Here is a 20,232-nt window from a genome sequence, read left to right as displayed (position 1 = left end):
TGTTGAGCAAAATTGTTTATATCCCACTGGATGAGCGGCCATGTAATCTCGATTATCCGCTGCGGTTATTTACCCAGCTTGAGAATGTCACGGTGGTGGCGCCGCCAACGTCTCTGCTGGGCCACAAAAAGCTACCAGCAAATGTGAGCGCTTTACGGGATTTCTTGAAGGCGGAAAGCGCCGACGCTGACGCGGTGGTGTATTCCACTGAAATGCTGGCTTATGGGGGCTTGTTGCCTTCTCGGATTTATCCTGAAACGGAAAAACCTGATATCGCCGAATATAAAGCATTTTTGAAAGGGCTGAAGGCTACCAATCCAGCGCTAAAACTGTACGGCTCGAACTTGATCATGCGTACCCCTCGCTACAGCAGTGGGGATGAGGAGCCGGCTTATTATGAAGATTATGGCGCGGAGATTTTTCGCTACGGCTGGCTGATTGATAAGGAAAACCGCGAAGGCCTGGATGACGCCGAGCGCGCCGAGGAGCGGCAGTTAAGCCGCACCGTGCCAGCAGAGGATATCACCGATTACGAGCAGCGCCGCGAGAATAATCTCAAGGTCAATTTGGCCAATATCGATTTGGTCCAGGCCGGCGTGATTGACTATTTAGCCATTCCGCAAGATGACAGCGCCCCTTATGGCTATACCGCGCATGACCAGGCCGCCGTTTATCCGCTGATCAAGAAAACGCGGCTGCAAGCGCGCATCGGCACCTATCCTGGTGCCGATGAAGCAGGGTACACCTTACTGGCGCGGGCGGTGCAAGGCTTGACCGGCGGCAGTTTCAGCATCTATCCGCTGTATGCCAGTGAAATTGGTAAAACTCAAATCCCTCTGTATGAAGATCGGCCGCTGTGCGAAAGTGTGAAGTCGCACATTCTGTCGGCTGGGGCGCAAGTGGCCTTAAGCCCAGAGAGCGCTGATTTGATCTTGGCAGTGAACACGCCAGGCAAGCAGATGATCGAAGCGCGTGATCAGCGTACCCATGCCGATGTCACCTATGATACTTACCGCAATCTTCGCGCCTTTGTTTCGCAGATTGGTGTGTTACTCGATGCCGGCAAAGCCGTAGCAGTGGCAGACAGTGCCTATGCCAATGGTGCCGACCTCGAGCTTATCGAGATGTTGGACACCCAAGGCTTGCTCCCTAAGCTGGCGGCATATCGCGGGTGGAACACCAACTGCAACACGCTGGGCAGCACCATCAGCGCCGCGATGATTCAGCGTAAGGCCACGCCGGCAGTACGCTGGCATGAGATTTTGACCGCACTCTTGGATGATGCGTTTTATCAAAGCGTCGTCCGCGGCGAGGTCACCGACAACTGGCTGCCTCGGTTCGGACTCAATTACTTCGACCTGAAAGACCAGGCCGAGGCCGTGGGGGCTGAAGTAGCTAAGCAGATTGAAGCGCTGGCTGCCACCACGTTGCAACATTCATTGGCTGGGGCCAAGCTCCAGCTGCGAATCAGTTTTCCTTGGAACCGCATGTTTGAAATTAATTGTGCCTATACCACCTTGGAGGTGTGATAAACATGGAAAATAAAGACAGCAATCATTTTGTTCAAGCGCTGCTGGTCGGCGCGAATAAGTTCTCGGAACAGAAACATATCATGGCGATTCGTGATGGTTTCATCACGTTGATGCCCGCCACCATCATTGCGTCATTTTGGGTCCTGATTAATAACCTGGTGCTCGGTGCTAATGGGCTCCTTGGTAAATTCGCCTGGGCGGCTAAGCTGACTTTGATTGGCGGCCAGGTTTACAATGCGACACTCGGCATCCTCGCGATTTTGATCGCGTACACGATTGGCGAACGCCTGACTCGCGCGTACAAAGGCGATGATCCTTCCTTCGGTGGGGTCTTCGGCGTGATCAGCTTCTTCGTGCTTTTGCCAGCTAGCTTGGCAGTGACCACAGCCACTGGTAAGAACGTGACCGTTGCGGCGATTTTCTCCCAGAACGAGACTAGTGCTACCGGCATGTTCTTGGCCATTATTTCCAGCTTGATTGGGGTAACCTTGCTGTGCAAATTCAACAAAATCGACAAGCTGCGCATCAAGATGCCAGACTCGGTGCCACCAGCATTAGCTAAGTCCTTCAACGTCTTGATTCCAGCCTTCCTAGTTTCCTTGATTTTTGGTGTGGTCGACTTCGCCGTTGAAGTCGGATTGAACACCAATTGGCCAGATTTGATTGTTAAATTCTTCCAGGCGCCATTGGTTGGCGGCTTCCAGAGTTTGGCCGGGATTTTGATGTATGTCTTCTTGAGCAACTTCCTGTGGGCTTTTGGTTTGCACGGTACCTTCATTCTGGGCTCCATCGGCGAACCAGTGCTGCTGACGTCTCTGCAGCAAAACATGGATGCTTTGAAGGCCAATGCAGCTTTGCCTAACATTGTGACCAAGCCATTCTTGGATGCCTTTGCTTGGTGCGGTGGCGGTGGTATGATCCTTTGCCTGATTTTGGCCGTACTGCTTGCTTCCAAGCGTGAAGACTACCGGACCATTGCTAAGGTTGGTTTGGTGCCATCACTGTTCAACGTTTCGGAACCAATTATGTTTGGGATGCCAGTGGTCTTCAACCCAATTCTGGGTATTCCGCTGGTCATCACGCCATTGGTGACCACCACCATTGCATACTTCGCCACAGCGGCTGGTCTGGTTGCCCGCACCTCTGTCATGACGCCATGGACCACGCCTGCAGTCATTTCCGGCTATCTGGCCACGAATGGTGACTGGCGCGCTTCTATTTTGCAAATCATCTTGATCGCCATTGGGACGTTAATCTACTTCCCATTCGTTCGCTTCGCTAATCGCACCAAGGACTAAGCTAGTCCCTCCGCTGTGCTATAATTCATAGCAGAGAGTGAAGGGGTGAACAGGATGGATGTTTTAACCACGATTAACGGCTTTTATCCATCACTAACGAAAGCCGAACGTAAAATTGCCCAGTATGTGCTGGTCAATTCAGAAGATGTGCAACATCTATCGATTGGTGACTTAGCGGCGAAAGCCCAAGTCGCGGAAACCACCGTCATCAGGTTCTGTCGCAAGTTGCATTTCAAGGGGTTCCAAGACTTTAAACTGCAACTAGCCCGCGATTTAGCCGTGATCTCGGTCAATCAGGAAACCCCGGATGAAAAAGACGAGCTGCCCACCAGCCAGTATGTGGAGTACCTGAAGCGGCTGCAAAAAGCGGTTTTGCCGGAACATTTGGCGGCAGTGGCTAAAGCCATCGATGAGGCGCATGCGGTGTGCATCTTCGGTGCCGGTATTTCCGCCATGGTCGGGAATTATTTCAAAACTCGCCTGACGCGGATGGGGGTCGCTGTGATTTTTGACCCTGACATTCATCTGCAAGCCATCGATATTGCCTTGCTGCAAGCGGATGATGTGGTGGTCGCAATCTCTAACACCGGTAATACCCGCGATTTGCTACAAAACGTCGCTATCGCCAAGCGCTTCGGCGTGGACATCATCGCCATCACCAACTACCTGAACACTAAGCTGACCCAAGCGAGCGACTTTACATTGGCCCCGCCTGCTGGTAGTGGTCGCGACAGTTCCGACTTTCTGCCGGTGCTTGGCCAGCTCACCATTATCGACCTGATTTGTCAGCAGCTCCGTGAGCTCAATCCAAAACGTACGCAGTTGCTCAAGGACCGCATCAACGATGCCTTGATCAACCGGGTCGACTAACTGAAACGTTTATGAAGACATCCGCCTCTGCGGGTGTCTTTTTGCGTAGGGTAAGGATTTCGATATAATCAAGGCAAGATTAGAAAGACGAGGCGAGGATGCAGATGAAAAATGAGCTTGAAGCGTTGTTGACACAACCTGATCCACTCAGCTTCACCGAAGCAAAAATCCAGTGGCTGCTTGACCACATCGGCGATCCAGACGGCGCTATCCGCGACGACCTGGTCTATACGCTGTTAGCCAGGGGCTTCATGGCCGGCGGGTTCACCACTGGCCAAAAACAGTTGATTGCTCGCCAAACCACAGCCGGTGAGGCGCTTTTCACCGGGCAGGGTAGTGAATCTGATTTAATCTTCACCCGCAGTTTCACGGCGCTACTTGGCGCCTTGATACTCAGTGCAGATGCAGAGTCGGCGTTTCTGACGAGGGAGCAACGCCAGATCTGGTTTGCGCAGGCGTTGAAGTATCTGCCAAGCGAAACCGACCGCCGCGGTTATGTGCCAGGCCACGGCTGGGCGCATGCGATTGCGCATGGCAGTGATTTCCTGGATGCAGCAGTGCAACATCCTGCCTTTCCGCCAGCGCAACTGCCGGCCGCGGCGCAGGCTGTCAGTGCGGTTCTACTTGCCACCACCGCGCCTTTTGCCGATGATGAAGAGGAACGCCTAGCAGTGGTGTGGAGTAGTATCGCTAAGCTGGAGGGTGGCGAGGCGTCAGTCATTGGCCAGCTGCAGGCGTGCAGCCAACAGATTTGGACCAGTTACGAGCAGACGCCAGCGGATATTCAGTATTATTACCGAGTGAGCACGTTTAAGCGGGTGTGCGAGGCGCTCTATTTCCTGACCCCTAACCTGCAAGCCGTCGCCAAAGCCGAAATTGACTCATATTTCCAACAGATGGGTTTCCGCGATTAACCCCAACCAATCATTAAAAACCGATTGCGGTTTGGCCAAATTGCTTGCAAGTGGGCGCATTCCTTTGTACGATGCGAACAGATGAGTCTTTCAGAGGAGGAAGCAACGTGGCAGTGGCTATCGATTGGAACGTATTAGGCTTTAATTACATGGAGTTGCCTTGTCGCTATGAGGCGCACTACAAGGATGGCGCGTGGGATGAAGGTAAGTTGGTGCAAGGCAATACCTTGCAGCTGAACGTCGGCAGCCCGGCGCTGCATTATGGCCAATCTGCCTTTGAAGGCTTGAAAGCCTATCGCACAAAAAAAGGCACTATTCAACTGTTCCGTCCGGCGCTTAACGCCCAGCGGCTGCAAGATTCCGCCAGCAAGCTCCTGATGCCGCCAGTCCCAACGGCTCAGTTTCTCGCCGCCGCTAAGCAGGTCGTGGCCGCCAACGCTGACTATGTTCCGCCCTATGGCACCGGCGCGACGCTGTATCTGCGGCCGCTACTACTGGGCGTGGGCCCGAATATCGGGGTGGCACCAGCCAAGGAATACCTCTTCACGATTTTTGCGATGCCGGTGGGGGCTTACTACAAAGGCGGAATGGTGCCCACCAAGTTCATCGTGGCCGATCATTTCGACCGCGCGGCGCATTATGGCACCGGGCAAAGCAAGGTCGGCGGCAACTACGCCGCCAGCCTGCAAGCCGGTAAGTATGCCCATGAGCACGGCTACGGGGATGCGATTTACCTCGACCCGATCGAGCACAAGTACATTGAAGAAGTTGGCAGTGCTAACTTCTTTGCTATCACCAGGGACGGCAAACGGTTCTTGACGCCGCAGTCGCCGTCCATTCTGCCAAGCATCACCCGGCGTTCGCTGCTCGCCTTGGCCCGTGACCGCTTCGGCTTGGATGCAGAGGAAACCCAGATTCCCATCACGAGCCTCGCTGACTTCGCTGAAGCTGGCGCTTGCGGCACAGCGGCGGTGATTACGCCAATCGCCAGCATCACCTACCATGACCAAGTCCATCAATTCGGGGATGGCGGCATCGGGCCGGTAACCCAGCGGCTGTATGATGAGCTGACCGGCATCCAATTCGGCGATGTGCCAGCGCCGGCTGGGTGGATTGTGACCGTTGACTAGCAAGAGCATACAAGAAGACCCGCCACCGCAAAATAGGTGACGGGTCTTCAGTTTATTCCGCTTTGGCCATGCCTTCTGGATAAACCTCGCAGTTGCTGGCCTGGTGGTCCTGCAGGTCATGGAGAGCCTGCAAGGCGCATTCGACCATGTTGCGTACCGCGGTGTCGGTGTAGTAGGCAATGTGCGGCGACAAGATGACATTCGGCATCGCCAGCAGCGTTTGCCACTGGGGATCATTGAACTGGCCAGCTTGGTCTAGGGCCAACAGATCGTCGGCCTCGTGCTCAAAGGTGTCAATGCCGACGCCACCCAGCTGGCGACTTTGCAAGGCGGCGATGACGGCGGTGGTATCAATCAAATTCGGCCTTCCGGTATTGATCAGCAGACTACCTGGCTTCATCAGCGCCAGCGCCGCTTTGTCAATCAAATGGGTATTCGCCGGCGTGCCAGGCACATGCAGTGTCACAATGTCACTGTGCTTCAGCAAGGTCTGAAACGACACGGATTCATACTGCAAACTGGCATCGGTTTTGGGATGCGGGTCAAAGGCCAGTACTTTGGCGCCAATGCCGTTGAGACTGGCAATCAGGCTGCGGCCGATGCGACCGGTGCCGATGACGCCGACAGTGGACGTGCGCAGCTCGCGGCCGATGTGCTGGGTTGCGGCCTGATACTGATTAGCCTGCAGGTCGCGCTGCACCAGGCCGGTTTGGCGCAGCAGGTAAAGCATATCGGCCAAGGCAAATTCGGCAATGGCATTCGGCGAGTAGGCCGGGACATTGGTGATGCGAATACCTTCGCGCTCAGCGGCAGCAAAATCGACATTGTCTACGCCGGTGTTGCGCAGCGCGAGCCAAGGAATGTGGCGCTGCCGCATGGCTTTGAAAATGCCGGCGGCGTAAGGGACAGTTTGAAAACTGGTGATACCTTGGCTGCCTTTGGCCAAGGCCAAGGTTTCCGGGGTTAACAGCTCTGCAGTTTGGCGAATTTCATCGCCGGTGTGATTCGTCCATCGCTCGAAGTGCTGGCGCTCATCTGGCCGCACCCCGAAAGCAGTGATTTTCATCAGGAATGACTTCCTTCCGGGTTGGTATAGAAACCTAAGTGTACCAGAACGAAGCAGCCAAATGAAAGCGACAACATCTTTCTTAAATAAAACTTTTAACGGTTGATGACAGGCATAATATCGGCTGATCATAAACAGCATCAGTCATCTGTGGTAAAAGTAAGTGGCTTGAGCCCGATGTCAGCAAGCAGACCGGCGCCGCCCCCGTTTCATCAAGGCGGGTGGACTGTATGATTGCGGCGCCGCAGATTTTTCCCGCAACCCGGCAACTGTTTTCCCCGAAATCCCCAAAACCGGCGGCGAAAGCGCTAAACTAGAGTAAATCTCAGCCTCAAGGAGCAGTTATGGAATCCGAAATGAATTACTACAAGTTCAGCCGCGACGAGTGGGCGAATTTTCACGCCCACAACTTTGCTTCCGTCTCTGACGACGAACTGAGCCAGTTGCAATCGCTGAACGATATCATCAGCATGGACGATGTCAAAACCGTCTACTCACCGCTGCGCCACCTGATTCACATCCGCTACAACGACTACCAAGACGACGCGCGGACCCTCAGTCAGTTCCTGAGCATTCCGTATCACGCCCGGCCGTTCATCATCGGCATTTGCGGCTCGGTGGCGGTAGGCAAAAGCACCACCGCCCGCCTGCTGCAGCTGCTGCTTTCGCGAGCGTATCCGGACCGGCGCATTCAGCTGATCACCACGGATGGCTTCTTGTACCCGAATCAGGAGCTGGAGCGGCGCGGGATTTTGAACCGCAAGGGTTTCCCGGAAAGCTACGACATGGACTTGCTGATTCATTTCCTCAACAACGTCAAAAACAACAACGGCGTCGTGCGGGCGCCGAAGTACAGCCATCAGATCTACGACATTGTGCCGGGGGAAGAAGAAGTCATCGACCATCCGGACATCCTGATTGTCGAAGGCATTAACGTCCTGCAGCTGCCAAGCAAGGCACCGATTTACGTGAGCGACTACTTCGACTTTTCGATTTACGTCGACGCCGACCCTAAGAACATCGAGCAGTGGTACCTGGAACGTTTCGGCATGTTGCTGGATACGGCCTTCACTGACCCGACCAACTACTATTACCAGTACGCCATCGGGGACCGGCAAGATGCGTTCAAAATGGCCAAACAGGTCTGGCGCGACGTCAACTTGAAAAACCTGACCGAGTACATTCTGCCGACCAAAAATCGGGCGGATGTCATATTGCACAAAACCGCCCATCATCTGATCGATGAAGTGCGGCTGCGGAAATTCTAGGCGGTAATCTGAGCAGATTCTCATCCCAGATTGACCCGCTGGCGTTTTTTGCATAGAATAGTAACAATTCAATAAAGGGAGTGTGGCAAAACTTGGCAACCAAGGCCCAGGACTACGACAAAATTATCGTCCTTGATTATGGCAGTCAGTACAATCAATTGATCACGCGGCGCATTCGTGAATTCGGCATCTATTCCGAACTCAAGCCGCATACGATCACAGCAGAAGAAGTCCGCCAGCTCGCGCCAAAAGGGATCATCTTCTCTGGCGGCCCGAACTCGGTGTACGACGAAGGCGCACTTGGCGTCGACGACGAGATTTTCAAGCTGGGCATCCCGATTCTGGGGGTTTGCTACGGCATGCAGCTGATGGCGCAGCGCCTCGGCGGCGACGTGGAAGCCGCAGACAACCGCGAATACGGTAAAGTCGACATCACCGTCACCGACCCGACTGCTAAGGTCTTCGCCGGCTTGCCTGAAGAGCAAACCGTGTGGATGAGTCACGGCGACCTGGTGCGGGCAGTGCCGGCAGGTTTTCGCACCACCGCCACCAGCACGAACTGCCCGATTGCCGCGATGGACGACGATGACCGTAAGTTCTACGGGATTCAGTTCCACGCCGAGGTTCAAAACACGCAGTATGGCCATGAAATCCTGCACCATTTTGCCTTCGACATTTGCCACGCGGAAGCTAACTGGAACATGGGCGACTTCATCGACGACCAAATCGCGGAAATCCGCGCCGAAGTCGGCGACCAGAAAGTCCTGCTCGGCCTCTCTGGCGGCGTGGACAGCTCCGTTGTCGCGGCGCTGCTCAACAAGGCGATTGGCGACCAGCTGACCTGCATCTTCGTTGACCACGGCCTGCTGCGCAAGAATGAAGCGGCCCAAGTGATGGACAGTCTCGGCAAAGGCCTCGGGGTCAAAATCATCAAGGTGGACGCCGCGGACCGCTTCCTTGGCGATCTCGCCGGTGTCACCGACCCTGAGCAAAAACGTAAGATCATCGGCCGCGACTTTATCGAGGTCTTCAATGATGAAGCCCGCAAGCTGCACGGCATCGATTACCTGGCCCAAGGCACGCTGTACACCGACGTGGTGGAGTCCGGTACCGATACGGCCCAAACCATCAAGTCGCACCATAACGTCGGCGGCCTGCCAGAAGACTTGAAGTTTAAGCTCATCGAACCGCTGAACAAACTGTTCAAAGATGAAGCCCGCGACCTCGGCGAACGTCTCGGCCTGCCGCATGATCTCGTGTGGCGTCAGCCGTTCCCAGGCCCTGGCCTCGGCATTCGGGTGCTGGGTGAAGTGACCAAGGACAAACTGGAAATTGTCCGCGACTCCGACTGGGTCCTGCGCGATGAAATCGCCAAGGCCGGCCTGCAAGAAAGTATCTGGCAATACTTCACGGTCCTGCCAGGCTTCCGCAGCGTTGGCGTGATGGGGGATGGCCGCACGTATGATTACACCATCGCCATTCGTGCCATCACTTCGATTGATGGTATGACCGCCGACTTTGCCCGCATTGATTGGGATGTACTGCAGAAGATCTCGGCCCGGATTGTCAACGAGGTGGGGCATGTTAACCGCGTCGTGTATGATATTACGTCTAAGCCGCCGGCAACCATTGAATGGGAATAAAATGCAGGTATCACTTGAAGTGAAAAGCTTGGTTTAACGGCATTTCAGACGAAGTGAAACGGGTTGAAATGGGTAGAATTTACTTGGTTCCCTGCCAAAATCCTGCCAAATAAAGAGCCATATACTCATAGCGAATTGCTTGAGATATGGCTCTTTTTGTGGGGTCGGGTACTACTATTCATCTGAACTTGAGTTAACTGTTATTTGTTGCTCAAGCAACATGGTATATACGTCATTTTCGATAAATGAATCAAGCATGCGAACGTTTGAAAAAATCTGCAAATTTCCTTGATAGTGTTCTTCTAATTTTGAGGCGCTAATAAATTTCTGATCCTCCGGGGTGAGTTCTGACAGAATTCGCTTGAAGGCATTAGAGATGACCGTGGAGATTTCCTCCTTGGTTAGTTTTTCAAATTTAATCTTTTGATCAATTCTTGAATATATTGGAAGGCCCACTGTGGACGCAATAGTTTCCTCATCGTTGAAATTAGACGTTAAGATGAATATACAACTAGATACGTCCACTTTGTAATTGATGTCCTCGAAAATACCCTCATCAAACATTTGATAAAATACGTTATATAGGCTGGGGGATACCTTATCGAATTCGTCGATAAGGACTATGTTTGATTCGCGCGATAGTAAGTCCCTAGCCATGGATGGCCGAGCATGTTCATCACCGAAAACATATTTGAAGGCTTCCTCGGTTTGCATCATTGAAAACTGAATTCGTGTTAACTTACCATGATAGAAGTTGCTAATGTTCTTAGCTAATTCAGTTTTCCCTACGCCAGAGGGACCGTAGAACATCATGACGGTAGGTTTTTTCTGATGATGGTACGCCGCTTTATACAATCCTACGCACGATTCACGTTTAGCGTTGTTTTGGCCAACAACTTTTCCGGTTAGTAGTTGAGAGTAAAGTTTTGTGACTTCGGTCGTACTGGGTGAAAAATATGGCGACCTTGCTTCATCAATCTCATCTTCATTAAAGTTGGATCTGATAGAGTATTCAACTCGTTTCGGAGGGTTTTGAATATACAAGTTTTCGATCTCGTGACCAAGTAGTACAATATTCGAGAAATTTGAGATTACGTGTTCTGTGACCGATGCAAAGTCATCAGCAAAAATTACTACGTTGTCAATTTCATCGCGGCTAAATTCAGCATCTTTGTTGCCCATAGTATCGTTGGCGCGGACTGTTACGTTATATTGACGAATCAGCTCCATAAATGGTGTGTAATTGTCCTCTACTTGATTTCGATTAAGTAGAGAGTGGAAATCTTTGCTCGATCCGTAGAATAATTGAATATTTGCCATTAGCGAACCCCCGCTAAAACGACATCGAAAACATCAAGCGATTTTTCGTCGTTAGAATCAGCATCCTGATGGGATTGAGCCTGCTTGGCTAAACCGCTAAATCCGACTTCGGACTGCTGACTGTCAAGATTGAATTCTGTTTCAAAATCGAGTTGGGATAGCCTTGTTGTACCGACGTGAATAGCATACAGAACTAAGTTCATTTTAGGCAAATCCTGAATGCGGTAATTGTTCTTAAAAGCATCAATGTTAAAACGAAATACTTTTTGAGTGATGATGGATTTACCAAATTTTGAATCAGTTTTTTCTCCGACTACTTCGTAGTAACCTTTAGAGTTTCGGATGCCGCTGTTCATTTTTGAAATTGCCATGGTAATATCTGGATTGTCGAGCTGCTGATGTCCCTCCATCATCTCTGTTAGAGGTGCTATGGTTGCGAAGTAAGTCATTGAATCCTTCGGAATTGAGAGTGCGTAGCCTTCCTTAATATCTAATAATGGCGTTCCCCGTTTCGATTCAGCGGCCTCCAAGAAATCATAAAGCAAAGAATTCTCAATGACGGTTCTGGCAATTTTACTTCCGTTGAGAGATCCGTTTGCTCCCATCATTGAGTTGATGCCGGCGGATAAGCCAGAGATATGACTCATCAGCTTATTGACTCCGACGCCTTCGTCTAGTTGTGCTTTTATGTCAGCATCTGCGCCAATTTTCCCAGTCATAGATCGAATTGTTTCCTCGGTTCTCGTCAGATGTCCTTTTTGACGAACCTGTAATAAATCTACAGCGGAGGTTTCATCAAAGTAGATGATTTTTCGTGGCAGGTTTTTCTTCATGTGTGTTCCGCCTTATCTATATAATTTTTATTGATTCATACGTATTATAGCAGAGTAGAAGGCTTATATGGTTGATTCTCGAACAAGCGTTCCCGAGTGCGCTGATCTTTTAATTCACTCATTTAGAGACTACGAAGTTTTGAAATGTGGATTTTAGAATGCTGATAGCATATATTGATATTATGACTCGCTGGGTGTATACTGAACTCATGGAAAATCCTAAGTTCGAGTTTTACACGCGTCCCAGTGGACACAATGAATTCCAAGAATTCTTAGATAGTTTGAAACCGGTGGAAAAGCAGAAGCTGGTCACCGTTATTGCTAAGACACAGAAATTCGGTTTGCAGGTGGCGGCGCGCCAAATGTGGATCAGAAAAATCTCAGATGGCATCTTTGAGCTTCGGACAACGGGATCTAATATCCAGCGCGGCTTGTACTTCCACGTTGAAGGTCCGCATTATGTGATTACGCATGGCTTCACGAAGAAGACCCAGAAGACGCCGGTGTCTGAACTTAATCATGCCAAAGAACTCAGGACAGAATACTACGATAATTTGGGAGGTAAGTAACATGGCAAAGAACATTCTTTTTGACGATTATCTCGCTGAACAACTTAAAGACCCTGAATTCAAGGCAGGCTTTGATGCCGAATCTGCTAAACTTGAGAGTGCGGTGGCGTTGATGAACGAGCGTGAACGTGCTGGCTTGACCCAACGGGAACTGGCAGAGCGTGCAGATGTGCCGCAGTCAACGATTGCAAGAATTGAACATGGCCAGAATACTAGCTTCGATACCATGAGCAAGATTGCCTTTGCACTGGGAAAAAAGCTCAAAGTTGAATTCACTTAAAATATAGAGATGTGTCCTAATGTTTGTGAGCGTCAGTTTTCGGAACTTCGAGACTGGCGCTTTTCTTTATATGATTGATGCGTGATACTTGAAACATAATACTGACGAATCGAGGCTGTTTCATGAAGGAAGCAGATCAAAAACGAGCTGCTACGGCTTTTACCAAGCGTTGGCAAGATCGTGGTAATGAACGACAGGATAGTCAGACCTTCTGGTTGGACTTGCTGGAGACTGTCTATGATATTCCTAATCCTGGCGAGTACATCAGTTTTGAAGACCGAGTAATGCTGGATCACACCAGCTTTATTGACGGTTTCATTGACACAACCAAGGTGTTGATTGAACAGAAAGGCCGAAATAAGAGCTTGTTTGATGGCATACGGCAATCTGACGGCAGTTTGCTGTCTCCGTTTGAGCAAGCAAAACGATACTCCGCCAATTTACCGTACTCTAAGCGGCCGCGCTGGATTATCACGAGCAACTTCACCCAGTTCTTCGTGTATGATATGGAGCAACCTAATGGCGAGCCGGCAGTGATCCAGCTTAAGGACTTACCGACCGAGTATTACCGTCTGGACTTTATCGTTGATCAGTTGAACCCACATCTCGATAAAGAGATGGAAGTTTCAATGCAAGCTGGTGAGTTGGTCGGCAAGATTTACGATGAACTTTTCACGCAATATCGCGATCCTACTAATGCCAGCAGTCAGCGTAGTATCAACGAGTTGTCGGTGCGTCTAGTGTTTTGCTTGTACGCTGAAGATGCTGGCATGTTTGGCCGTCATGGTATGTTTCACGACTATCTCAATGAATTTGAGACGCGGCATCTGCGCACGGCCTTGATAGACCTGTTTCGTGTGCTGGATACGCCAATCGATAAACGCGACCCATATCTGGAAGAAAAGTTGGCTGAGTTTCCGTATGTGAATGGCGGAATGTTTGCTAATGAGGAAGTTGAGATTCCACAATTCACCGATTCGTTGCGCGCTTTGATTCTAGATCAAGCCAGCAAGGAGTTTGACTGGTCTGAGATCAGCCCAACAATTTTTGGTGCGGTGTTTGAGAGTACCTTGAACCCAGACACGCGACGTGAAGGTGGCATGCACTATACCTCGATTGCCAATATTCATAAAGTCATTGATCCAATGTTCCTAGACGGTCTCCGAGATGAGCTGACTGAAATCAAGCAAATTAAGCAACGTAAGACCATGATTCAACGCGCGACAGATTTTCAAGCCCGGCTCGGTAAGTTGCGTTTCTTTGATCCAGCGTGTGGGTCAGGTAACTTTCTGACTGAAACCTATTTGTCATTGCGGAAGCTCGAAAACCAGGTTATCAGCTTGATTTACGGGAATGAAAGTATGTTGGCAGTTGATGACGATTTGATCAAGGTGTCCATTCAACAGTTTTATGGTATTGAAATCAATGACTTTGCGGTGTCCGTCGGCAAGACAGCGTTGTGGATCGCTGAATCGCAGATGATGGAAGAAACGGCGGCGATTGTCTACGCGAATATGGACTTCTTACCCCTGAAGACATATACCAACATCACAGAAGGCAATGCCATCCGTCTCGATTGGGAAACGGTAGTTGGCGGTGAACGGATTACTTATATCATTGGCAATCCACCATTTTATGGTCACGAGAAGCGGACACGTGCGCAAGCTGCAGATATGGATATTGCCTTCCATGATTTTAGCAAGTACGGCAAGCTGGATTATGTCGCGGCGTGGTACAACAAAGCGGCAGACTTCATTCAAGGTAAAACGACCGAAGTCGCCTTTGTTTCGACTAACTCGATCACCCAAGGTGAGCAAGCCCCAACACTTTGGCCAAAGCTATTCGAAAAAGGGATCGAGATTCAATTCGCGTACCGGACATTCCGCTGGAGCAGTGAAGCCAAGGAAAAAGCGCAAGTTCATGTGGTCATCATTGGGTTCACCGGCTACCCACGCAAGGGAAATAAGCGTCTGTTTGAAGGCGGCCAGATGAAGCTGGTTGATCACATCAATGCGTATCTTACCGAGGGAGCGAATGTTTACCCACAACCTCGGCGAAAGATTAGTGTGTCTGGTTCTCAATTTCCAATGATGTCGCAGGGTAGTAAACCAGTTGATGGTGGTAACTTGATTCTTTCTCCAGCGGAACGAGCGGCGTTAATTAAGCAGTACCCGCAAACTGAAAGTTATATTCGACGTTATGTTGGCTCCAGAGACTTTATCAATAATGTTGAGCGTTACTGCATTTGGTTAAAGGGTGTCTCACCAAGTCAGTTTCGCTCTGTTCCACCGATCATGGAACGATTAGCGGCCGTCACCGAAGCAAGATTGAAGAGCCCTACGCCGTCAGTTAAGGCATTGGCGGAAATGCCCATGTTATTCACTGAAATTCGTCAACCGGATTCAAACTATCTAGCGGTCCCCGAGGTTTCGAGCGAAAACCGCCGTTATGTGCCGATGGGGTGGATGCCACCAGATATTATTGCCAGCAACAAGCTGTATCTCGTTCCGAATGCCAGCCTGTATATGTTCGGCGTGATGACTTCTAATGTGCATATGGCGTGGATGCGTGCGGTTGCTGGTAGGATGAAGAGCGATTACAGTTACTCGCCAACCGTCTATGCAAATTTCCCGTGGCCGGAAGTTGATGACAAGCAAAAGACGCAAATTGAACAAACCGCCCAAGGAATTCTGGATGCCCGTAAGCTCTATCCAGATAGTAGCTTAGCTGATCTTTATGATCCGTTGGCGACGGTTCCTGAACTGCGCAAGGCACACCAAGATAACGATCGAGCCGTTATGCGGGCATATGGGCTGACAATTAAAGGCACCACCGAGAGTGATACGGTCGCCATGCTGTTTGAACGTTATCGGCAACTGACCAAGTAGAATTTCGAGAAAAAGGACTACCCGTTTAGATTGGGTAGCCCAGAGTGTTTTTATTTGGCCTGTGGGGCCACTAATTCAATCTTTTCGGCCTTGTAGTAGATTGGGTTGCCGACCATGCTCGGTTCTAAACCGGTAAAGCGGCATTTCACGCTGTCACGTTTCATGATTTCCGCGTTGTTGATTGGACAATCGAGACCAGAAACGGTGATCTGAGTGGACTTCTTACGATGTTCACCTTCCAGAATCGTGACGGAATACTTATAGCCGACAATTTCATCAGTGTTGAATTTTCGCGGTGTACCATCATTGCCCATGATTTTGTTGCCAGAATCATCAAGGCGTTCTTCCGTAGCCATTTTAGGGGTGACTTCGTCTAGTTCAAAGATGTTGCCGATCTTGGAGTAGTCGAAATCGCGCATGCTTAACATTTTAGCCATAGTGTAATTTCCTTTCGAAGTTGAGTATACTTGTTATTGGGTATTTTCCTAAGCCGTTCACTGTTCAGGAGTGAGCGGTTTTTTGATGCGTCTTTGGATCAATGGAACCAAGTCTGGCCGGTCATTGATGATCACAAAATCAATCAACTTGTTGGCAAGCTCTGAGTTCCACAGATATTCTGGATCCTCCGCTAGCAGTGTAGGTGGAACAATCATTTGGTGGCTGACCAAGAAGTATAGTGCTTGGGTGATTGCAAAACCGCCTTGGTGCTCAAACCAGTACATTGATTTGTCAAAATCTGTTCGTGGTTTTTGCCGACGAATCGTCGGTACAAAACAAGGCTTGAGAAAGTTTATCCACCAGCGGGCGACGGTTGTGTAGTCAGTTGATGTGTAGAAGTTCAGTTCGGTTTTGACAAAACCGCGAATGAGATTACTTAGCGTTTGCTCTTGGGTCATGTACGCGATTACCATTAGCAGGCTTTTGGCAGTATCGTGTCGAGTTTCTGCCTCAAGCCGAATTTGTGGTGCTTCGTCCAGCATTTTTTCGCGGTCAACGCCAGAGAGACTATGCGCCAATTCCTTAGCTTTCTCATAGAACCGGAATATGCAGTCGGAGCCACGAGACCCGATTTGTTGGGTCTTAGATCGAGTACGCTTGTCGAACTCACTATCAATTAGTTGTGCGGAACGACCCTTGGATAAGAACTGCTTACGGCGTACCTTGCCGATGATGGTATCAATGCCAAAGAATGGCTTGGTATTATAATCATCTAGCGCCAGATCGAGGCGACTGATTTCAAACGTGGCGGCGTGGTTGGTTGCCAGCTCGATAATCCGTAAGGCAAGTTCTTGGAAAACGTTCTGTTGGGTATCGGCTGCCAACATACCCCATTCATACATGGTACAGGCTTGGCCGCTCATGACTAGAGTACCGCGTGTGCCGTGGTCTTCGGTTGTGTAGTAGCGGATTGATCCGCAAGCGTAAACAATGTCATACTCTTCGTGCTTTAACGAACCGGCTTCACTGGTGACACAGTCAGGTGTGATCAACAAGACGTCAGAGAAGATGGTTTGCCATTGTACATTTACGAAGATGATTTGTAACCAGTCGACTTTGCCGAGTACGTTTTGCGTAGTGGGTTGCGATGTAACTATATTGTTCACCTCCTTAAAGTTGCGACTAGTTGCAACTTTTAACATTGTCGTGAAAATCTGATACAACACGGTATTGATGCTTATGCGCAGGTTAATTTGCGCATTTATTTGTTTCCTTACAGGGTGCTATTAGAAAGGCACCCTGAATTGTGATTTGCCCTCGGCCGGCACTTATGCCGCTGGCCGTGCCGACCGGGGCATACTACTCAGAGTTATATTGAGAGCGACTCTTGAAATACATCTAGCATTCGTATTCACCTTCCTTTTTAGTTTTCTAGTAGTTCAATTAGAACTCATGTGAAAACTATTGAGTTCGTAAACACAGAATAATCCATTTAAGTATAGATGTCAATTAAAAACAATTTGAACTATTTGGTAACTTTGTGGACTATCCATATTGACTTTACAAACAACTCCATTTATGATGTGCTTACGGGGACTTCCCGAATAAAAACGAGGTGATTAGAATGATTGAAAATTTTGGCCGTAACATTGCGCGTCTGCGAAAGCAGTACGATATGTCGCAGGAGGATCTGGCGAACAAGATTGGTGTAAAAAAACAAAGCATCTCAAACATTGAGCGCGGTGTGCGCTATCCAACGTTTGAGACGCTTGAGAAATTTGCCAAGGTGTTTAATGCAACACCAGTTGAGTTGTTTGGTTCGCCAAAAGAAGTGGCCTTGAATGATGTGCCAGTAATCTTAGATCGCATTGACGCATACGATGAGAGAATCAGAACTATTTTCCAGATTGGCACGTTGATGGATCATTACTCAGCTTCTGATCTAGACAAGATTGCCTACCAAGTCGATCATGTGATGAATTTCTTTGCGCCGCATCCACTTTACGATGAGGATGCGATGCCAATTCTAGACGATGATAACAAGGTGCGGATGTTCCCAGGCAAGATTACCCGATTGCCGTTAGACAAACTGGATGAGATCGTCAAGAAAATTGATTATGTGTTGAAGAATGAGGACAAGCTTTAGAATCGTGCGGCCATTCGTATGCAAAGGGCAGTGCGTCAATAATAAGAAATCGTGGGTAATCAAAAAGGCGACTACGCCGTCCAAAGCAAGTAGTCACCTCACACAGATAAGATATGGGTCCTATCTGGATTGATTATCTCACAGGCAGGGAAAACATTACAAGTGAGGTAACCATGAAAAACAGTACAATCAATAAAGCCGAATTGATGCGGCTTGGTCATTACCGCGAACACACCGCGATGATGATCATCCGTCAAGCCAAGATCATCATGGTGCAAAGAGGCTACCCGTTTTACAGTAATCGTCGGCTAGGTGACGTACCGCTTAGCGTTGTCGAAGAAATCATTGGCTGTTCACTCGGAAACGAGGAGCAAGACCATGTCTAAAACTAAATATACCGGTGTCTACTCGGACGCCAACGGAAAGTTCTTCTATCAAACTGAATTGGGGGTAGATAAAGCAACTGGCGAGCGCATTCAATGTAAAAGCCGTAAAGATCAGTTAGGTCAGCCGTTTGCTACCGCCTATGCCGCGCACAAAGAGCTGATTCGCGTCAAGCATGAGTATCAACTTTCAAACGGGCTGATCAACTATAATTTGACCTATGACGAGTTCATGGCTCAGACCTATAAGCCATATTATCGCTCGATTGTTGAAGATAGTACGTGGAACTCTCGGCAATCAACCATGAAGATTCTTACTGACCGTTTCGGTAAAATGAAGTTACGTGACATCGAAGTTGGCGACTGTGAGCGGTTCCGTATCTGGTTGCTTAATGATTCAGGGCTATCGCAAGCCTACTCGTCGCTGGTGTACACAATGCTGCGAACAACGTTAGATTATGCGGTGACACTCAACTTTCTATCAAGTAATATTTCAAAGCGAACTAAGGCCATTCCTAAAGGTAAAGCTGCCGTCGCGTTTTGGACGAAGGACGAGTTTGAAGCAGTCTTGTCAAAAATCTATTGCGAGGACTTCTACGAGCATATGTGTTTCGTCATGCTGTGGGTGTATTACATGACCGGCATTCGTGTCAGCGAAGGTTTGGCGCTCTGGTGGAGCGATATTGATTTTGGTAGTAAGAAAATGCGCGTTCATCATACGCTTGATATGAGAAACCAAAATGATTGGACGCGCAAACCATATACCAAGACAGTAGAGGGTATGCGCACCATTTCGCTTGATGACGATACGATCGCTGTATTGAAAGAGTGGCAGGCCGTTCAAGAAGCACATGGCGTGAAGAATTTTGTGATGAGTGCAACGGGCAAGCCGACGTACCGCTCAACTGTGATGAAAGTGATCACGCGTTATGCGAAGCTGGCAGATGTTGTAGACATTCAAGCTAAAGGTCTACGGCACTCACATGTGAGTTACTTGATCAACGAATTTAACGCGAATGTGTTACATGTATCGAAACGATTAGGCCACTCATCACCAGAGATCACGTTGAAGCATTATTCGCACTTGTGGAGCCGTGGCGATGAGGAACTTGCGGCGAAGATGAGTGGCAACATCAAATTTGATTCGGCGACTGAATCAGGCGTCGATTTTAATGGTAATCAGTCAATAAAATACTAGCCTGCCAAAACCCTGCCAAAATGGAAAGTGGAAGCCTCTAAACACTGATGTAGCAACGTTTCATGAGGGCCAACTTTCCTCGAATGGGAATAGACAAAATCGGCTTTTAAACGCCGGTATATCAACGTTTTGATGACTGCCTAACCCGTTCGTGCAACTATCGTGCAACTTCTGGCGCAAGTCCAGCGGTAACACCGTTGTTTTGAACCTGCGCCACGTCTGATTTAGCGGTCGAAATTTCGACTAGACCATTCAGCCGTTTGGCGGCCTCAAAGTTCATATTCGGATATAAATGCCCGTAAGTTCCGAGCCCCAGTTTACAATTCAAGTGCAACACCCTGACGACTAGACCAAAAAGGCCATGAAGACCTATTCTTGTTAGTACTAGCTAAACAAGAAAGCAGGAATCTTCATGACCCACTCTCAGACTAACACCCACAAGCATTACCAACAACT

The 20,232-nt window shown here is 49.4% G+C and carries 18 protein-coding genes and 1 pseudogene; 13 read left to right on the top strand and 6 right to left on the bottom strand.

Annotated elements, in window-relative coordinates:
- The first annotated feature begins 2 nt into the window (after window positions 1–2).
- The 5 genes from EKM90_RS04200 to EKM90_RS04180 all read left to right on the top strand — a co-directional run bounded on the left by EKM90_RS04200 (window position 3) and on the right by EKM90_RS04180 (window position 5,744).
- Window positions 3–1,529 carry a DUF4127 family protein gene (locus tag EKM90_RS04200; RefSeq protein WP_125579992.1) on the top strand — a complete coding sequence of 509 codons (1,527 nt, stop codon included), beginning with the start codon at window positions 3–5 and terminating at the stop codon, window positions 1,527–1,529.
- A 5-nt stretch (window positions 1,530–1,534) separates the two neighbouring features.
- The gene (locus tag EKM90_RS04195; RefSeq protein ID WP_125579990.1) at window positions 1,535–2,830 is read left to right on the top strand and encodes a PTS sugar transporter subunit IIC; all 1,296 of its coding nucleotides are present in this window, start codon (window positions 1,535–1,537) and stop codon (window positions 2,828–2,830) included.
- Window positions 2,831–2,884: 54 nt separating this feature from the next.
- Window positions 2,885–3,700 carry a MurR/RpiR family transcriptional regulator gene (locus tag EKM90_RS04190; RefSeq protein WP_125579988.1) on the top strand — a complete coding sequence of 272 codons (816 nt, stop codon included), beginning with the start codon at window positions 2,885–2,887 and terminating at the stop codon, window positions 3,698–3,700.
- Window positions 3,701–3,798: 98 nt separating this feature from the next.
- Window positions 3,799–4,614, top strand: a complete 816-nt coding sequence (locus EKM90_RS04185) for a DUF2785 domain-containing protein (RefSeq protein ID WP_225422716.1) — start codon at window positions 3,799–3,801, stop codon at window positions 4,612–4,614.
- A gap of 107 nt (window positions 4,615–4,721) precedes the next feature.
- Window positions 4,722–5,744: a branched-chain amino acid aminotransferase gene (locus EKM90_RS04180; protein ID WP_125579986.1), complete on the top strand. Its 1,023-nt coding sequence runs from the start codon at window positions 4,722–4,724 to the stop codon at window positions 5,742–5,744.
- Between the two features lie 52 nt (window positions 5,745–5,796).
- Here the strand turns inward: EKM90_RS04180 and EKM90_RS04175 are convergent, their stop codons facing one another.
- Complete coding sequence (locus EKM90_RS04175) at window positions 5,797–6,810, bottom strand: NAD(P)-dependent oxidoreductase (protein WP_125579984.1); 1,014 nt, start codon at window positions 6,808–6,810, stop codon at window positions 5,797–5,799.
- Window positions 6,811–7,154: 344 nt separating this feature from the next.
- Between EKM90_RS04175 and coaA the strand changes: the two genes are divergently transcribed.
- Both coaA and guaA read left to right on the top strand, forming a co-directional pair.
- Complete coding sequence (gene coaA / locus EKM90_RS04170) at window positions 7,155–8,078, top strand: type I pantothenate kinase (RefSeq protein WP_125579982.1); 924 nt, start codon at window positions 7,155–7,157, stop codon at window positions 8,076–8,078.
- Between the two features lie 92 nt (window positions 8,079–8,170).
- Window positions 8,171–9,721 carry a glutamine-hydrolyzing GMP synthase gene (guaA, locus tag EKM90_RS04165; RefSeq protein ID WP_125579980.1) on the top strand — a complete coding sequence of 517 codons (1,551 nt, stop codon included), beginning with the start codon at window positions 8,171–8,173 and terminating at the stop codon, window positions 9,719–9,721.
- A gap of 174 nt (window positions 9,722–9,895) precedes the next feature.
- Here the strand turns inward: guaA and EKM90_RS04160 are convergent, their stop codons facing one another.
- Together EKM90_RS04160 and EKM90_RS04155 are read right to left on the bottom strand one after the other, a co-directional pair.
- The gene (locus EKM90_RS04160) at window positions 9,896–11,041 is read right to left on the bottom strand and encodes an AAA family ATPase (RefSeq protein WP_125579978.1); all 1,146 of its coding nucleotides are present in this window, start codon (window positions 11,039–11,041) and stop codon (window positions 9,896–9,898) included.
- A complete protein-coding gene (locus EKM90_RS04155) occupies window positions 11,041–11,874 on the bottom strand; it encodes a DUF6414 family protein (RefSeq protein ID WP_125579976.1) in 834 nt (277 codons plus the stop codon). The genes EKM90_RS04160 and EKM90_RS04155 overlap by 1 nt, the downstream gene beginning before the upstream one ends.
- Before the next feature lie 209 nt (window positions 11,875–12,083).
- Here EKM90_RS04155 and EKM90_RS04150 point away from each other — a divergent pair, with 209 nt between their 5' ends.
- The 3 genes from EKM90_RS04150 to EKM90_RS04140 all read left to right on the top strand — a co-directional run bounded on the left by EKM90_RS04150 (window position 12,084) and on the right by EKM90_RS04140 (window position 15,611).
- Window positions 12,084–12,443: a type II toxin-antitoxin system RelE/ParE family toxin gene (locus tag EKM90_RS04150; RefSeq protein WP_125580175.1), complete on the top strand. Its 360-nt coding sequence runs from the start codon at window positions 12,084–12,086 to the stop codon at window positions 12,441–12,443.
- 1 nt (window position 12,444) lies between these two features.
- Window positions 12,445–12,723: a helix-turn-helix domain-containing protein gene (locus EKM90_RS04145; RefSeq protein ID WP_016363707.1), complete on the top strand. Its 279-nt coding sequence runs from the start codon at window positions 12,445–12,447 to the stop codon at window positions 12,721–12,723.
- Between the two features lie 122 nt (window positions 12,724–12,845).
- Entirely contained in the window at window positions 12,846–15,611 is a 2,766-nt protein-coding gene (locus tag EKM90_RS04140; RefSeq protein WP_125579974.1) for a DNA methyltransferase, read from the top strand.
- Window positions 15,612–15,661: 50 nt separating this feature from the next.
- Here the strand turns inward: EKM90_RS04140 and EKM90_RS04135 are convergent, their stop codons facing one another.
- Together EKM90_RS04135 and EKM90_RS04130 are read right to left on the bottom strand one after the other, a co-directional pair.
- A complete protein-coding gene (locus tag EKM90_RS04135) occupies window positions 15,662–16,048 on the bottom strand; it encodes a hypothetical protein (protein WP_125579972.1) in 387 nt (128 codons plus the stop codon).
- Window positions 16,049–16,105: 57 nt separating this feature from the next.
- Window positions 16,106–17,251 carry a replication initiation factor domain-containing protein gene (locus tag EKM90_RS04130; RefSeq protein WP_125579970.1) on the bottom strand — a complete coding sequence of 382 codons (1,146 nt, stop codon included), beginning with the start codon at window positions 17,249–17,251 and terminating at the stop codon, window positions 16,106–16,108.
- Between the two features lie 422 nt (window positions 17,252–17,673).
- On the opposite strand from EKM90_RS04130, the gene EKM90_RS04125 reads away from it, so the two are divergent.
- The 3 genes from EKM90_RS04125 to EKM90_RS04115 all read left to right on the top strand — a co-directional run bounded on the left by EKM90_RS04125 (window position 17,674) and on the right by EKM90_RS04115 (window position 19,776).
- Window positions 17,674–18,195 (top strand): helix-turn-helix transcriptional regulator, encoded by a 522-nt coding sequence (locus EKM90_RS04125; RefSeq protein WP_125579968.1) that lies wholly within the window; start codon window positions 17,674–17,676, stop codon window positions 18,193–18,195.
- A gap of 173 nt (window positions 18,196–18,368) precedes the next feature.
- Window positions 18,369–18,581, top strand: a complete 213-nt coding sequence (locus EKM90_RS04120) for a DUF3173 domain-containing protein (RefSeq protein WP_125579966.1) — start codon at window positions 18,369–18,371, stop codon at window positions 18,579–18,581.
- Window positions 18,574–19,776: a tyrosine-type recombinase/integrase gene (locus EKM90_RS04115; RefSeq protein ID WP_125579964.1), complete on the top strand. Its 1,203-nt coding sequence runs from the start codon at window positions 18,574–18,576 to the stop codon at window positions 19,774–19,776. The genes EKM90_RS04120 and EKM90_RS04115 overlap by 8 nt, the downstream gene beginning before the upstream one ends.
- Window positions 19,777–19,933: 157 nt before the next feature.
- Here the strand turns inward: EKM90_RS04115 and EKM90_RS13300 are convergent.
- Window positions 19,934–20,089 (bottom strand): annotated as a pseudogene (locus EKM90_RS13300) (site-specific integrase); the annotation flags it as partial.
- Window positions 20,090–20,232 lie beyond the last annotated feature (143 nt).

The sequence above is a fragment of the Lacticaseibacillus suibinensis genome, from assembly GCF_003946175.1.
GTDB lineage: Bacteria > Bacillota > Bacilli > Lactobacillales > Lactobacillaceae > Lacticaseibacillus > Lacticaseibacillus suibinensis.
Note: the sequence above shows the minus strand (reverse complement) of the source record. Positions and strands in the feature narration are given on the sequence as shown.

What these genes read in the sequence shown, in the direction of transcription:
- EKM90_RS04120 (WP_125579966.1), top strand. Translation starts at nt 18,369, where the DNA reads ATGAAAAACAGTACAATCAATAAAGCCGAATTGATGCGGCTTGGTCAT.
- EKM90_RS04140 (WP_125579974.1), top strand. Translation starts at nt 12,846, where the DNA reads ATGAAGGAAGCAGATCAAAAACGAGCTGCTACGGCTTTTACCAAGCGT.
- EKM90_RS04150 (WP_125580175.1), top strand. Translation starts at nt 12,084, where the DNA reads ATGGAAAATCCTAAGTTCGAGTTTTACACGCGTCCCAGTGGACACAAT.
- coaA (WP_125579982.1), top strand. Translation starts at nt 7,155, where the DNA reads ATGGAATCCGAAATGAATTACTACAAGTTCAGCCGCGACGAGTGGGCG.
- EKM90_RS04190 (WP_125579988.1), top strand. Translation starts at nt 2,885, where the DNA reads ATGGATGTTTTAACCACGATTAACGGCTTTTATCCATCACTAACGAAA.
- EKM90_RS04195 (WP_125579990.1), top strand. Translation starts at nt 1,535, where the DNA reads ATGGAAAATAAAGACAGCAATCATTTTGTTCAAGCGCTGCTGGTCGGC.
- EKM90_RS04155 (WP_125579976.1), bottom strand. Translation starts at nt 11,874, where the DNA reads ATGAAGAAAAACCTGCCACGAAAAATCATCTACTTTGATGAAACCTCC.
- EKM90_RS04145 (WP_016363707.1), top strand. Translation starts at nt 12,445, where the DNA reads ATGGCAAAGAACATTCTTTTTGACGATTATCTCGCTGAACAACTTAAA.
- EKM90_RS04175 (WP_125579984.1), bottom strand. Translation starts at nt 6,810, where the DNA reads ATGAAAATCACTGCTTTCGGGGTGCGGCCAGATGAGCGCCAGCACTTC.
- EKM90_RS04130 (WP_125579970.1), bottom strand. Translation starts at nt 17,251, where the DNA reads ATGTTAAAAGTTGCAACTAGTCGCAACTTTAAGGAGGTGAACAATATA.
- EKM90_RS04115 (WP_125579964.1), top strand. Translation starts at nt 18,574, where the DNA reads ATGTCTAAAACTAAATATACCGGTGTCTACTCGGACGCCAACGGAAAG.
- EKM90_RS04185 (WP_225422716.1), top strand. Translation starts at nt 3,799, where the DNA reads ATGCAGATGAAAAATGAGCTTGAAGCGTTGTTGACACAACCTGATCCA.
- EKM90_RS04160 (WP_125579978.1), bottom strand. Translation starts at nt 11,041, where the DNA reads ATGGCAAATATTCAATTATTCTACGGATCGAGCAAAGATTTCCACTCT.
- EKM90_RS04135 (WP_125579972.1), bottom strand. Translation starts at nt 16,048, where the DNA reads ATGGCTAAAATGTTAAGCATGCGCGATTTCGACTACTCCAAGATCGGC.
- EKM90_RS04125 (WP_125579968.1), top strand. Translation starts at nt 17,674, where the DNA reads ATGATTGAAAATTTTGGCCGTAACATTGCGCGTCTGCGAAAGCAGTAC.